13 protein-coding genes are annotated in these 13,337 nt (G+C 70.8%); 5 read left to right on the plus strand and 8 right to left on the minus strand.

Going from position 1 to position 13,337, the window contains the following annotated elements:
* Positions 1-45 precede the first annotated feature (45 nt).
* Both D7W79_RS27320 and D7W79_RS27325 read left to right on the plus strand, forming a co-directional pair.
* The gene (locus tag D7W79_RS27320) at positions 46-237 is read left to right on the plus strand and encodes a hypothetical protein (RefSeq protein WP_120528333.1); all 192 of its coding nucleotides are present in this window, start codon (positions 46-48) and stop codon (positions 235-237) included.
* A 25-nt stretch (positions 238-262) separates the two neighbouring features.
* Positions 263-976, plus strand: coding sequence for a S8/S53 family peptidase (locus D7W79_RS27325; RefSeq protein WP_120528334.1), 714 nt, complete (start codon positions 263-265; stop codon positions 974-976).
* Positions 977-995: 19 nt separating this feature from the next.
* Here D7W79_RS27325 and D7W79_RS27330 read toward each other — a convergent pair whose 3' ends face one another.
* Both D7W79_RS27330 and D7W79_RS27335 read right to left on the minus strand, forming a co-directional pair.
* Positions 996-3,110 (minus strand): catalase, encoded by a 2,115-nt coding sequence (locus D7W79_RS27330; RefSeq protein ID WP_244221992.1) that lies wholly within the window; start codon positions 3,108-3,110, stop codon positions 996-998.
* 141 nt (positions 3,111-3,251) lie between these two features.
* The gene (locus D7W79_RS27335; protein WP_120528335.1) at positions 3,252-4,271 is read right to left on the minus strand and encodes an NADP-dependent oxidoreductase; all 1,020 of its coding nucleotides are present in this window, start codon (positions 4,269-4,271) and stop codon (positions 3,252-3,254) included.
* A 196-nt stretch (positions 4,272-4,467) separates the two neighbouring features.
* On the opposite strand from D7W79_RS27335, the gene D7W79_RS27340 reads away from it, so the two are divergent.
* The gene (locus D7W79_RS27340) at positions 4,468-5,025 is read left to right on the plus strand and encodes a Uma2 family endonuclease (RefSeq protein WP_120528336.1); all 558 of its coding nucleotides are present in this window, start codon (positions 4,468-4,470) and stop codon (positions 5,023-5,025) included.
* 84 nt (positions 5,026-5,109) lie between these two features.
* Positions 5,110-6,279 (plus strand): metallophosphoesterase, encoded by a 1,170-nt coding sequence (locus D7W79_RS27345; protein ID WP_120528337.1) that lies wholly within the window; start codon positions 5,110-5,112, stop codon positions 6,277-6,279.
* Here the strand turns inward: D7W79_RS27345 and D7W79_RS27350 are convergent.
* On the minus strand, positions 6,257-7,375 hold the full coding sequence (locus D7W79_RS27350) for an alpha/beta fold hydrolase (protein ID WP_244221993.1): 1,119 nt from the start codon (positions 7,373-7,375) through the stop codon (positions 6,257-6,259). The genes D7W79_RS27345 and D7W79_RS27350 overlap by 23 nt on opposite strands.
* 137 nt (positions 7,376-7,512) lie before the next feature.
* Between D7W79_RS27350 and D7W79_RS45850 the strand changes: the two genes are divergently transcribed.
* Positions 7,513-9,966, plus strand: coding sequence for a YfhO family protein (locus tag D7W79_RS45850; protein ID WP_147442078.1), 2,454 nt, complete (start codon positions 7,513-7,515; stop codon positions 9,964-9,966).
* Here the strand turns inward: D7W79_RS45850 and D7W79_RS27365 are convergent.
* From D7W79_RS27365 to D7W79_RS27385, 5 genes are all read right to left on the minus strand, one after another.
* Positions 9,891-10,748 carry a hypothetical protein gene (locus tag D7W79_RS27365; RefSeq protein WP_120528339.1) on the minus strand — a complete coding sequence of 286 codons (858 nt, stop codon included), beginning with the start codon at positions 10,746-10,748 and terminating at the stop codon, positions 9,891-9,893. The genes D7W79_RS45850 and D7W79_RS27365 overlap by 76 nt on opposite strands.
* 136 nt (positions 10,749-10,884) lie before the next feature.
* Complete coding sequence (locus tag D7W79_RS45855) at positions 10,885-11,775, minus strand: hypothetical protein (RefSeq protein WP_120528340.1); 891 nt, start codon at positions 11,773-11,775, stop codon at positions 10,885-10,887.
* On the minus strand, positions 11,772-11,990 hold the full coding sequence (locus tag D7W79_RS27375; protein ID WP_120528341.1) for a hypothetical protein: 219 nt from the start codon (positions 11,988-11,990) through the stop codon (positions 11,772-11,774). Before D7W79_RS27375 ends, D7W79_RS45855 begins: the two co-directional genes overlap by 4 nt.
* Positions 11,991-12,178: 188 nt before the next feature.
* Positions 12,179-12,535 (minus strand): ribosome assembly RNA-binding protein YhbY, encoded by a 357-nt coding sequence (gene yhbY, locus D7W79_RS27380; RefSeq protein WP_120528342.1) that lies wholly within the window; start codon positions 12,533-12,535, stop codon positions 12,179-12,181.
* A gap of 27 nt (positions 12,536-12,562) precedes the next feature.
* On the minus strand, positions 12,563-13,337 hold a 775-nt coding region (locus D7W79_RS27385), incomplete at its 5' end, for a DnaJ domain-containing protein (RefSeq protein WP_147442079.1).

The following is a 13,337-nucleotide window of genomic DNA, read 5'->3' on the forward strand; positions in this document are numbered from 1 at the left end:
GCTCCAGCCCGCTTTTCCCCCCAATCCAATGCCGGGAGTGCTCCCTTGAAATTCACGAGCAAGGACGTGTCGAAGCTGCTGGAGGAAGTGAGCGGGTCCGAGGACCTGATGGGCCACGCCTGCGCCACGTCGTACCTCAACGGCCAGAACTACACCTGGAATGGCACGCAGTGGGTGGGCACCTACTACCCGCAGCTCAAGTATCCGGTGGGCGAGGACTCCAGCAGCTCCTGCTAGGCCGCGTCTCAAGGCCCTGCCTCCCATGAAGGTCGCCATCGTGGACAGTGGTGTGTCGGTGGGCTTCCTTCGCGGGGCGGGGCTGTCGCTTGCCGGAGCGGCGAGCTTCCTGCTGGACCGGGAGGCGCGGCGCCTGGAGTCCCGCGTCCACTCGCGTGAGGAGCTGGCCGCCTGGCGTGGCGGGGACTCCGTGTTGGAGGACCTGGAGGACGCGCACGGTCACGGCACCGCGGTGCTGAGCATCCTGCTGGACCAGGGCCGCCCCGGTGACGACGTGGAGTGGTACGTCGCGCGCGTGCTGGATGGGCGGATGCGCGGGGATTCGCCGTGCCTGCTGGAGGCGCTGGAGTGGCTGACGCAGGACGTGCGCCCGGACCTCATCAACCTGAGCCTGGGCACCGCGGGCCGCGCCTTCGAGGCGCCCCTCACCGCGCTGCTGGACCGGGCGGTGGGGCAGGGGAGCGTCGTGCTCTGCGCCGCAGGTCCCGTGTCGGGCCTGCCGTCCGGGATGCCGTCGGTGGTGACGGTGGCGGACGCGGCCATGGCGCATGCGCTGCGCAAGGGAGACATCGTGGACCACGTCGAGGACGCGGCCACGGTGCGGCTGTACGCGGACGGCGTCTGGAAGGAGCAGCCCCTCACGAGCAGCTACGCGTGCGCCCTCGCGGCGGCGCGGGTGCTGCGCGAGGGCTGTCCTGCCGGATGGCGGCGCGTCACCGCGTCACAGCGGACGCGGTGACGTCACTGGCTCGAGGACCTCAGGCCGGGACGCGGGCGTTGTCCTTGCGGTCCCAATGCCGGTGCTGCGCGAGCGCCTGGGAGAACGCGGTGGCCAGCGTCGTGCCGGCTCCGGCCTTGGAGCCCGCGACGATGCCGGGCGCGGCCGGGTCGATTTCACAGGCCTTGAGCAGCTCCTCCGCGTCCTTGGACACGCCCACCGTCTTGCAGTGCAGGTAGGCCTCCTGCACGAAGTGGCGCGACTCGCCGTCCTTCTTCAGCGTGGCCACGCTCGCGGCGCCGCCGGGGATGAAGACGCCGTCGTACTCCACGGAGGCGGTGGTCATCGCGCTCTTGTCCACCGGCACGTCCTTGCCGTTGGAGGCCTTCACCGTGCCCAGGCGCTTGGCGATGAGCTTCACCTTCGCGCCCTGCGCCTCCAGCTCCTTGCGCACCGCCATCAGCTCGTCCGCGTCCACGCCGTCCGCGACGAGCACGCCAATCTTCCGGGACTTGATGGACGGCGGCGTCGTCATCTTCATCGCCTCCATGCTCAGGGCCTTGGACGCGGGCGGGCCCTTGGGCGTGACAGGCGTGGCCTTGGGGGCGGGAAGGCCCAGCCCTTCCGCCACGGCCGACACCAGCAGGGCGTCAATCTTCGCGAAGTGCTCCAGCACGCGCTCCTGGATGGCGCGCGTCTCCACCTTGCCCAGCTCGAAGCGGCAGGCGTCGATGAGGTGCTCCTGTTCCGGCGCGGACAGGCTGCGGAAGAACAGCGCCGCCTGGCTGTAGTGGTCGTTGAAGGAGGCGGAGCGCTCGCGCACCTTCTTTCCGCTCACCTGCTCCGGGTGGTGCACGAAGCCGCCCTGCTGCTGGGAGGCGAGGAACGGGCAGCCGCCGCCCAGCGAGTTGGGGAAGTAGTTGGCGCGGCCCACGTTGCTCGTGTGCCGGCCGAAGCCGTCCTGCTGGTGGTTGTGCACCGGCGCCACCGGGCGGTTGATGGGAATCTCCGCGAAGTTCGGCCCGCCCAGGCGCGTCAGCTGCGTGTCCAGGTACGAGAAGAGCCGCGCCTGCATCAGCGGATCATCCGTGAAGTCGATGCCCGGCACGATGTTGGCCACGCAGAAGGCGACCTGCTCCGTCTCCGCGAAGAAGTTCGTCGGGTTGCGGTCCAGCGTGAGCTTGCCCACCGGCATCACCGGGGCCACCTCCTCCGGGATGATCTTCGTCGCGTCCAGCAGGTCCACGCCCAGCTTCGTCGCGTCCGCCTCCTCCAGGGTTTGAACGCCCAGCTCGTACTCGGGGAAGTCCCCCTGCTCGATGGCCTCGAAGAGGTCGCGGCGGTGGAAGTCCGGGTCCTTGCCCGCCAGCTTCTGCGCCTCGTCCCAGACGAGCGAGTGCGTGCCCAGGAGCGGCTTCCAGTGGAACTTCACGAAGCGCGAGGTGTTCTTCTCGTCCACGAAGCGGAAGGTGTGGACGCCGAAGCCCTGCATCATCCGGAAGCTGCGCGGGATGGCGCGGTCGGACATGATCCACATGATCATGTGCATCGTCTCCGGGACGAGCGACACGAAGTCCCAGAACGAGTCATGCGCCGTCTGGGCCTGGGGAATCTCGTGGTGGGGCTCCGGCTTGGCGGCGTGGACGACGTCGGGGAACTTGATGCCGTCCTGGATGAAGAAGACGGGGATGTTGTTGCCCACCAGGTCGAAGTTGCCCTCCTCCGTATAGAACTTCACCGCGAAGCCGCGCACGTCGCGCACGGTGTCCGCGGAGCCGCGCGAGCCCGCGACGGTGGAGAAGCGCACGAACACGGGCGTCTTCTTCTTGGGGTCCTGGAGGAACTTCGCTCGCGTGTACTTCGCCTGCGACTCGTACACCTGGAAGTAGCCGTGGGCGCCGGAGCCGCGTGCGTGGACGACGCGCTCGGGGATGCGCTCGTGGTCGAAGCGGGTGATCTTCTCGCGGAAGTGGAAGTCCTCCAGCAGCGTGGGCCCGCGCGCGCCAATCTTGAGCGAGTCGTCGGTGTGCTCGACGCGGATGCCCTGGTCCGTGGTGAGGAAGTTGCCCGTGGGCTCCGAGCGGTCCCGTGCGAGCTGCTGGTCCTTGCTCTTCTCGTCGACATGCACCGCGTCCGGATGCTTCTGTGAGCTCACCGCACTGCCTCCTTCAAGGGGGCGTGCAGGGTGCCGGACGCGGTGGAGGCCGCACGTCTTCTGATCCGCGTCTGGGAGGTGCAGGACGGAGGGCGGCGGCGGTGTCCGGTTGCGTTCGTTCGGGACGTTGGCCAGCGAGCGTCAGGCGTCCTTCGCCAGGCGCACCAGCATCTTGCCGGTGTTGTCCCCGCGCAGCAGGCCGATGAAGGCGCCGACGGCCTGGTCCAGGCCGTCCACCACGGTGGACACGTCCTTCACCTTGCCCTCGCGCAGCCACTGACCCATGTCGCGCAGGAAGGCCGGCCGGCGGTCCTCGTGGTCCAGGATGATGTAGCCCTGGAGGGTGAGGCGCTTGCCCACGGCGAGCCCCAGGTTGCGCGGGCCGGGCGCGGGGGTGGTGGCGTTGTACTGGGAGATGGAGCCGCACAGGACGATGCGGCCGTGGTCGTTCATCAGGCCGATGGCGGCCTCCAGGTGGTCGCCGCCCACGTTGTCGAAGTAGACGTCGATGCCGTTCGGGCAGGCCTTCGCCAGGGACTCCGCGATGGGGGCGGTCTTGTAGTTGAGGGCGGTGTCGAACTTCAGGTCGTCGCGGAGGTGCTTCACCTTCGCGTCCGAGCCGACGCTGCCCACCACGCGGCAGCCCTGGATGCGGGCAATCTGTCCCACGACGCCGCCCACGGCGCCGGCCGCGGCGGACACGAAGACGGTGTCGCCGGCCTTGGGCTTGCCGATGTCGAGCAGGCCCACGTACGCGGTCATGCCCGGCATGCCGAGCACGCCGAGGTACGCGGAGAGCGGGCCCACGGACGGGTCGGCCTTCTGGTAGTGCTTCGCGGGGGCGACGGCGTATTCACGCCAGCCGCCGGTGCCGACGACGAAGTCGCCTTCCTTGAAGTCGGGCGAGCGCGAGCGGAGGACCTGGCCCACGGCGCCGCCGTCCAGGGCCTCGCCCAGCTTGAAGGGCGGGACGTAGGACTTCGCGTCGTTCATGCGGCCGCGCATGTACGGATCCACGGACATGAAGTGGTTGCGCACGAGGACCTGGCCCTCGGTGGGTTCCGGGACGGAGACCGTGACGGTCTCGAAGTTGTCCGGCGTGGGCTCACCGTGCGGGCGGGACTTCAGGCGGATTTCACGACCCTGGAGTGGCGTGGCCATGGGGACCTTTCGGGGAAGGAGGGTGAAGACGCCGGCCTCTTAACGGTGGGGTTTTCGCGAGGCAGGGAATTGGGCCGGGAATCGATGGAAGACGTGTAAGGTAGGACGCCGGACGTGTGCCCTGTCATGTCGGACGGGCGTGCTACCTCTCGCCGTCATGGATAGAGTGGAGGGCGGCGAGAAATGGGGAGACGTGATGGGAAAGAAACCCGCGACCTATGCGGACCTGGAGGCGCTCCCGGAGCATGTCGTGGGGGAGCTCGTCGCGGGGGAGCTGTATGCAAGCCCACGGCCGGCGGCTCCTCATCTCATCGTGGCGTCCCACCTGGGTGCGGAACTCACGGGTCCCTTCGACAGGGGACGTGGCGGGCCTGGAGGTTGGCTCATCCTGGACGAACCCGAACTTCATTTCGGAATGGATGTCCTCATTCCGGATATCGCGGGCTGGCGGCGCGAACGGCTGCCAGGGACGCCTCGAGAGGCCGCCTCCCGCCTGGCACCGGATTGGGTCTGTGAAGTGCTGTCGCCATCCACGCGGAAGCTGGACCGCGAGGCGAAGCTGCCAGTGTACGCACGCGAAGGCGTGCGCCATGTCTGGTTCCTGGACCCGGTGCCCCGCACATTGGAAGTGTTCCGGCTGGAGGCAGAAGGCTACAGGCAGGTGGGCTTCCATTCCGGAAGTGCAATCGTCCGTGTCGAACCCTTTGAGGCCCTGGCGCTGGAGCTCTTCTTCCTGTGGGACGAGCACGGCTGACGGGGATGCGCGTTTCCTTTCAAGGCGGCCGGGCGAGCACGGATTCAGGTGCGCGTGGGCTTGAGGCGCGGGAGGCTCGCGCTTATGCCGCTGTCTCCGTTCTCGCTCATCATCGCGCTGGGTGCCTTGCTCGGGCACCTGTACCTGTTCCGGCGGCTCGTTTGGAATGTCACGCCTCGTCGTGGACCCCGGGTCTTCGCCGCGCTCTTGCTGGGCCTCATGACGTTGGTGCTGATTGCTCGGCGGTACCTGCAGCGCACGCTTCCAGAGGCTCCTGGCGACGTGGTGGAGCTGGTGTCCTATTCGTGGATGGGTGTGGCGCTGTGCCTGGTGCTCGCGCTCGCGGGACTCGACGTGGGCCGGGCCGTGCTCGCTTTGGGACGTCGGCTCCGGCCTGCCCCTGTTGTTCCCACGGTGGATGCCGAGCGGCGGCGCTTCCTGTCGCAGGCGACCGCGGGTGGGGCGCTTGCGCTGGGCGGAGGGCTGGCGGGGTATGGCAGCTGGCGCGCGTTCTCGGCTCCGGAGGTCACGGAGCTGGTGGTTCGCATTCCCAAGTTTCCCCGCGCGCTGGAGGGCTTCAGCATCGTGCAGCTCACCGACCTGCACGTGGGCCCCTTCATCCAGCGGCGCTTCATGGACGAGCTGGTGCGGCGGGCCAATGCGCTGAAGCCAGACCTCGTCGCCATCACCGGCGACCTGGTGGACGGCACCGTGCCCCGGCTGGGCGGCTTCGTCGCGGCGCTCGGCAACCTCCAGGCGCGCCATGGCCGCTTCTTCGTCACCGGCAACCATGACTATTCCTCCGGCGCGGAGGCGTGGGTGGCCCACCTGGACTCGCTGGGCATTCCCTCGCTGCGCAACCGGCACGTGCGCATCGGGGACGCGGGCGGCGCGTTCGACCTGGTGGGCGTGGACGACTGGCACGGCGGCCGGCGCCTGGGCCAGAAGGGCTATGACCTGGAGCAGGCGCTGGCGGGCCGCGACCCCGAGCGCGCCGCGGTGCTGCTCGCGCACCAGCCCGCCAACTTCAAGGTGGCCGCGGAGCAGGGCGTGGACCTGCAAATCTCCGGGCACACCCACGGCGGCCAGCTCTTCCCCATGACGGCGCTCATCGGGCTGAGCTGGGAGCACTCCGCCGGCCACTACCGGCACGGCGACTCGCACCTCTACGTCAGCCGGGGCTGCGGCTTCTGGGGACCGCCCATGCGGCTGGGCAGCCCCCCGGAGCTCGTCAAGCTGGTGCTGACTTCGTGAGGAACGCGTCCAGCGCGGCGTTGACCGCGTCCGGATGGTCCAGCTGGATCCAGTGGCCGGCACCCTCCACCACCTGGTGCGCCACGCCCTCGCCCAGCCGGTGGACGCTCTGTGGCGTGTCGTTGTCCGGCGCGACGAGCGAGAACTTCGGCCCCGGATAGCGCGCGAGCGCGGCCGTCAAATCAAAGCGCAGGCTGGAGCGCTGCACGGCCGTCACGGCGGACAGCGGTGTCGCGTCCAGGTCCGCCAGCAAGCGCTCGCGCACGTCCGCGCGCTCACCCGCCATCTGCGCCCAGTCCTGCCGCACCGCCTGCGCCACGTCCGGCGCGTCCAGCGAGGCGAGGTACGCGGTCACCTGCTCCTCGGGGTACCGGCGCGAGTCCGTCATCGGATCCACCAGGAACAGCCCCGCCACCTGCCGGGGATTCTCCCCCGCGTACGCCAGCGTCACGCCCCCGCTGATGCTGTGCCCCACCAGCACGAAGCGGCGCAGCCCCAGCGCACGCACGACCGCGGCGATGTCGCCCGTCAGCGACTCCAGCGTGAAGTCCTCCGGCTCCGGGTACGTGGAGCCTCCGTGGCCGCGCAGCTCCAGCGCGATGCCCCGGCGGCCCGTCCGGGCCAGGTGCTCCAGCTGCGCCTGCCAGTGGGAGGCGTTGCCCGCGAGCCCGTGCACGAAGACGACGGGCAGCGTCTTCCCCCCGCCGCCGGTGTCCACCAGCCGCAGGTCGCCCGCGGGCCCCGCCACGCGGAAGTCGTCGAAGCGCACGCGCTGGGGCTCGAAGGCCTGGCCTTCCGCGAAGGGGACCTCGTAGTGGGTGACGTGCAGGTCCCGGTCGATGAGGTAGCGGTCGTCCTCCGGGAAGAAGATGGCGCGCTCCGGTGTGTCGCCCGCGAAGCGCTTCACCGCGTCCATCGACTCCCAGAGGGTGACGAGGAGGAACTCCGCGCGCCCGTCCGCCACCTTGCGCAGGCAGTACGCGGCCAGGTTGCCCGGCGTGCGCCGGTAGTGCGTGAGGCCCGTCTGGTGGAGATAGGTGAGGTAGGCGTCGGCGTCCTCCGCCTTCGTCACCCCGCGCCAGGTGCGTGCGAGCATTCCAGGTTCCTCGTGCCGCAAGAGTGGAGCCGCGCATGTAGCGCGCCCGGTGGGAGGACGGCCACCCCGCGATGGGCCGGGCGTGGGCAGACGACACTTGGCTTGGGGACGCGCGTCACCGACGATGCCGTGCACACGTGGACGCGAACCCTGGTGCACCGATTCCCGAGGCGGACTCCCGGCGGGTGGACGAGGTCCAGCCCGGCTGGCGTTGGATGATCGGGGGGCTGTCGCTGGTGCTGCCGGCGCTCTTCTTCTTCCGGGCGACGTTCACGCGCGACATCTTCCTGGCGGGCGACACGCTGCGGGCCTTCTACCCGATGCGGGCCTACCAGGCCTCGCGCATGTCGCGGGGCGAGTTCCCCGACTGGTTCCCCTACGACGGCTTCGGGCAGTCCTTCCCCGCCATCTTCATCTCCGGGGTGTTCCACCCCACGACGCTGCTGCACCTGGTGCTACCCCTGGGCGCCGCGGTGAAGCTCACCGTGCTGCTGTGCTTCCCCGTCGCGCTGCTGGGCACGGTGGCGCTCCTGCGCGAGTGGGGCGTCCCCCGCGCGGGCGCGCTGTTCGGGGCGCTGACGTTCACCTTCAGCGGCTACCTGGTCTGCATCACGAACAACCCCACGTACCTGCTGCCCGCGAGCACCGTTCCCGCCGCGCTGTGGGGCGTGCTGCGCTTCGTGCGGCGCCCCACGGCGGCCCGGCTGACGGTGGGGGGAGGCCTGCTGGCGCTGGTCGCGTTCGGTGGAGATGCGCAGGCGTTCGCCGTCACGCAGGCGCTCGGGGTGCTGGTCGCGTTGACGGAGCCGGTGACGGCACCGGGGACGTGGGCCCGGCGCGTGGGAGCGTGTCTGCTGTTGGTTGCGACGGGCGGGCTGCTGGCCGCGCCCCAGCTGCTTCCCGCCGCGGCGCTGGTGGCGACGGGCGAGCCCGGGGCCCGGTCGCTCCTGGAGGCGCAGTACTTCTCCCTGCACCCGCTGCGGGTGGGGGAGCTGCTGCTGGGGCCGTTCCTGACGGAGCCGGTCGGCGTGCGCGGCATCCCCGAGGTCGTGGTGCAGAAGCTCATCCGCATGGGGGGCTTCACGCGCGCGTGGGTGGACTCGCTCTACGTGGGGACGCCCGCGTGCGTGCTGGCGCTGGCGGGCCTGGGGGCTTCGTGGCGGCAGCGGCGCACCTGGGTGTTCGTGGGCGCGTGGCTGTTGCTGCTGGCGCTGGTGCTGGGGTCGTCCCTGCCGGTGTACGGCTGGATGTACCGGCTGCTGCCGCTGTGGCGGCCCTTCCGCTACCCGGAGAAGCTGGGGTCCTTCCTGGTGCTGGGGCTCGCGGTGGGCGCGGGCCTGGGCTGGCGGCGGTGTCTGGGGCCGGGGGGCGCTCCGCGCGCGGTCATCGTCGCGGGCATCGGCGTGGCGGCCTTCTGCCTGGTGGTCGTGCTGGGCGAAGCGGTGGGCGGGCTGTGGACGCGGGGCTGGGTGTTGCCGCACTGGCCGGAGGCTCCCGCCGCGGCCATCGAGGGCCTGTCGAACAACGTGGTTCGCATGGGGGGAACGGCGGCGGGGCTCGCGCTGTTGTGCGCGGTCCTGGCGTGGCGGCCCCGGCTGGGCGTGGGGTTGGTGGTGCTCCAGGGCGCGGCGCTCTTCCTGGAGAACGGGCCGCTCTACCAGGTGTCCCCGGCGGAGATATTGGAGACGCCGCCTCCGTTCGCGGAGCGGATCCGCGCGTCCGCGCCGGCGGAGGAGCCGGTGCGGGTGAACACGGTGGTGAAGGGCTACTGGGCGCCGCCCCTGGCCGGCTACGAGTTCAAGGACCGGCTGAGCCTGGGGCAGGTGGCGGTGCTGGCGCCGGACACGTCGGTGTTCTGGGACATCGAGAGCGCGGCCAGCTACCTGCCGGGGCGGAGCTCGCGGCTGCTGCGGCTGATGGGCAACCCACGGCGCTGGAACTGGGAATGGGCCCCGCGTCTGTCCACGCCCTTCACGGTGATTCGCACGCGGGAGCTGACAGAGGGGCCTCCTCCGGGAACGCGCGTACTGGCGGAGGAATCCCTTTTCGGGACGACGCTGCTGGCGCATCCGCGGGCCCCCGCGCGGATCCACCTGGCCCGGCCGGAGTGCGTGGCGACGTTCGATGAGGCGTTGGCGCGGATGTCGGCGCCCGAGCCGCCAGCGGAGGGCACGGTCCTCGTGGAGTGCCCGGCGCCGTTGCCGGTGGAGGCCGCGTCCGGCACCGGAGGCGTGCACGTCTCGCGCGAGTCGCCGGAGCACCTCGCGGTGGACGTGGAGGCCGCGGCGCCCTCGGTGCTGGTGATCAACGAAGCGTACCTGCCCGGCTGGACCGCGACGCTGGATGGCGAGCCCGCGCCCATCCTCGCCGCCAACGTGGCGGTGCGCGCGGTGGCGGTGCCGGCCGGGAGCCACACCGTGGTGATGCGCTACCGCACGCCCGGGCTCGTTCCGGGCCTGTGGGTGGGCGCGCTCACGCTGGGCGCGCTGGGGGCCGCGATGGTCGTGTCGCGGCGCTACCGGGGCGCGGGCGTGGCGGTGCTCGGGGCGCCGAACGCGGGTGGCGACGCGGTCATGGCTCCCACGGAGTAGGTGCCGTCGTAGCCGTCCGGATCATCCGCCTTCTTCTGGAGGATGATTCCCTCGGCCTGCACTTCGCCACGGCTGCGCAGGGGCTGCTGGCCACAGGTGTCCGCCGTCATTCCGCGGCAGACCCATGCGGTGCCTCCGGCGTTCACCACGTCGAGCGACACCAGGCCGGGCTCCGTCTCGAGCAGCCGGTGCGTCATGAACTGGAGCTTTTCGTCCCAGGGTGCGCCCACGTCGCGGCGCGCATGATAGTTGCCCACGAGCACGATGAACGTGTCCTCGCGCGCCTGGCTCCGCGCCTGACGGAGCTGTTCCGCCATCGTGTTGTCGCGGTCCTTGCCCCCCGGGTCGAAGGCCTGCACCCGCACCGGCAGCCCCGCGCGCCGCAGCTCCCGCGCGCGCTCGAGCAATCCCCGCATCGCCTGGCTGCCGCGGCCGTCCTGCGCCTCGCGGTGCCAGAAGGCGCTGTCAGGAGGGCCCTCGGCCTCACCCGCGACGAACGCGTCGAGGGACGCCTGATCCTCCACGGGCAGCTCCAACGCCAGCCGCACCGGCTGGCCCGCCGCCGCCGCGTGACACGCCAGCCGCGCCGCGAAGTCCGGCGCTTCCCGCGTGCCGTGGATCTCCCCCAGCACGACGAAGGCCGCGGGCTTGAGCACCGCCTCCATGCCGGGAATCACCGGACCGCAGTCCGTCTTCGCGTGTGCCGCCGGTGCTTCTGGCGCCGTCCGGCATCCCGCCAGCAGACAGGTGACCAACAGCAGGGACCGCGGGGAAGGACGCATGGGCGTGAAGCCTCCTGGGAGGAAACGGGAAGCCCCAGTCTCACCCAACCCCGCGCTCCCTGGAAAACATAACGGCCCGCCCCCGGACAGGGAGCGGGCCGTGGCCTCGCGCGTCACCTGGACGCGGCGGGCCGGGTCAGGCGGTGGGGACGGCGACCTCGGCGCGCGACTCGCGCTGGGCCGACGCGAGCGCCGAGCGCTGCAACCACCCGGCGAGCCCCAGCATCGCGAGCCCCGAGGTGCGCAGCGTGCGCAGCAGCTCCACCGCTTCGGTGGGATTGCCGGGCAGCAGCGGCGCCAGCCACTCGCGCGCGTCGTAGAAGAGCCACACCGCGCCGGACACGCCCATGGCCCACCACACCCAGGCGAGCCGCCCGCCTCGCAGCATGTACGCGACGCGGAGGATGGGGGCGACGAGCAGGATGGTCGTCATGTCCGCCAGCGTGGACGCCAGCGCGATGACCGCCGTGCACGTGGCCGCGAAGCCCTGGCCCAGGTTCCCTACCGCCTTGACGAGCGCCGGCCCACCCACCGCCAGCGCCGCCACCGCCGCCACCGCCCACAGGAGCGTCGCGCGGGAGCTGGGCGGCGGCTGGAGGCCGGACTGCCGGTAGGTGCGCGAGAGCAGCACCAGCGCGAACGTGGTGCTCACGTTGGCCAGCACCACCACGCCCATGCGCACGGGGAGCAGCGGCGACTCCGTGAACGGCACGTCCGGCACCGCGTGCATCCAGTAGCTGCGCAAGGCCGTGCTGACGAGCGACAGGACCGCGCCCACCGTCAGCAGGCCCCACACGCGGCGCAGGTAGTCGCCCGCGCCGAAGGACAGCGCCGCCGCCGCCGTGCCCAGCACCGCGAGCAGGCCCACGGCCCAACCCGCCACGTCACCCACGAGCGCCAGCCGGTGCGTGTCCTGGAGGGACGTGGCCACCGCGCCCAGGTGCACGAGCTGGAGCACCACGACGGCGCCCAGCCAGGGCGCCACCCGCCTGAAGGCGCGGCCCGAAGAGGGACGGGGGGCGTTCATCGCAGCTTCTCCATGGCCTTCGAAATCTCCGTGAGGGTGTTCGTCGTGCGCTGCGCGCCGATGAAGACGTTGAGCATGGGCTTGAGGCCCTCCAGCACCTGCGGCACGTCCTGCGCGCCCACCTGTTCGGGTGGACGCTTCAGGGCCCGCAGCGCGGCGGTGTGGATGGCCATCTTGGCGGTGAAGTCACCCAGCAAGGGCTCCAGGTGATGCATCAGCACGTCGTGCCAACCAGGAGCGGATGAAGGGGAGGACGAGGGTGTCTGCACGTCACCTCCGCGGGGGGAAGACCCCCAGCGTAGGGACATTTTCAACCCGGTACGAGGGCTCGCCTGCTCTCGAACCCATACAAATCGTCCGGGCCGGCCTGATTAACCCGCGACCTCTGGAAAAACGGTACGGCTTAGCGGCGGCGCGGCTTCTTCTCTTCGTCCTCCTTGGGGGCGGGCCGGGGCTCATGCGGGCCCTTGAGGACGTCCTCGAAGCGGGACTTCTGCTTGCGGCGCTTGAAGAAGAGGGCGGTGCGGCCCAGCAGCTGCGCGAGCTCGGAGCCGGTGGCCTCGGCGATGCGGTCGGCGCCTTCGTGGCGGCCTTCCGGGCCTTCGTTGATCTTCACCTTGATGAGCTCGTGGTCGTTCAGCGCCTGCTCGACGGCGGCGATGACGCCCTCGGTGACGCCGGACGAGCCGACGATGACCACCGGCTCCAGGTGGTGGCCAAGGGCCCGCAGGTGGCGGCGTTCTTTCCCGGTGAGGGGCATGGGTGTCTCCTTGAAAAGGCGCGCACCCTACTTCTTTTGCGACGCCATGCGGACCTCTCGCATCGCATCAATGTGGTCCGGTTGCAGCTCGACCGTCCGCTTGAAGTGCTTGAGGGCCCCGGCAGCGTCGCCGCACAGCTTGGCGATGACGCCCAGGAAGTAGTGGGCGGGGGCGCAGCGCTCGTTGCGCTTGATGGCGGCCTGGATTTCGCGGAAGGCCTCCGGCTGGGCGGCCTTCTTGTCGGGGGCGGCGAGGAAGCGCGCGTAGCCCCGCCAGGCGTAGAACTCCGGCTCCTCGGCGTTGAGGGAGATGGCCTCGTTGAGCATCTTCACGGCTTCCGGGTACTTGCGCGCCTTCACCAGGATGCAGGACTTCTGGAAGAGCTCCTCGGCCTGGAGGATGGCCTGGACGTCCACGCCGTCGCCGCCGCCGTTCTTGAGCTCCTCCAGGTAGGCCGCGCGGCTCTTGTCGTCGGAGAGGGCGCGGTAGGCGTCACCGATGTACGCGAAGACCTCCGCCTTGAGCTTCTCCAGCTCCGGCGGGGCGCCCGGGGGCAGGGTGTCCGGGTGGTAGAGCTTGGCCAGGCGGAAGTAAGCGATCTTCACCGCGCTGCCTTCGGTCTGTTCGGTGAGGCCGAGCCGCTGGAAGTGGTTCTGCCCCTTCATGGTCGCGGCGAGCTGGCGCAGCGCGGGCAGTTCGTCCGAGCCAGGGGCGGGGCCCGAAGCGGCGGGGGCCGCTGGAGCGGCGACGACGGGAGGCGCGGGGCGTGCGCCCGGGCCCGCCGTGGGGGCGGCGCCAGGG

The sequence above is a fragment of the Corallococcus exercitus genome (assembly GCF_003611585.1).
GTDB classification, from domain to species: domain Bacteria; phylum Myxococcota; class Myxococcia; order Myxococcales; family Myxococcaceae; genus Corallococcus; species Corallococcus exercitus.

Coding starts and splice junctions, on each gene's coding strand:
- yhbY (WP_120528342.1), bottom strand. CDS start 12,535: ATGCCCCTCACCGGGAAAGAACGCCGCCACCTGCGGGCCCTTGGCCAC.
- D7W79_RS27335 (WP_120528335.1), bottom strand. CDS start 4,271: ATGGCCACGCCACTCCAGGGTCGTGAAATCCGCCTGAAGTCCCGCCCG.
- D7W79_RS27325 (WP_120528334.1), top strand. CDS start 263: ATGAAGGTCGCCATCGTGGACAGTGGTGTGTCGGTGGGCTTCCTTCGC.
- D7W79_RS27340 (WP_120528336.1), top strand. CDS start 4,468: ATGGGAAAGAAACCCGCGACCTATGCGGACCTGGAGGCGCTCCCGGAG.
- D7W79_RS27345 (WP_120528337.1), top strand. CDS start 5,110: ATGCCGCTGTCTCCGTTCTCGCTCATCATCGCGCTGGGTGCCTTGCTC.
- D7W79_RS27365 (WP_120528339.1), bottom strand. CDS start 10,748: ATGCGTCCTTCCCCGCGGTCCCTGCTGTTGGTCACCTGTCTGCTGGCG.
- D7W79_RS27375 (WP_120528341.1), bottom strand. CDS start 11,990: ATGCATCACCTGGAGCCCTTGCTGGGTGACTTCACCGCCAAGATGGCC.
- D7W79_RS45855 (WP_120528340.1), bottom strand. CDS start 11,775: ATGAACGCCCCCCGTCCCTCTTCGGGCCGCGCCTTCAGGCGGGTGGCG.
- D7W79_RS27350 (WP_244221993.1), bottom strand. CDS start 7,375: ATGCTCGCACGCACCTGGCGCGGGGTGACGAAGGCGGAGGACGCCGAC.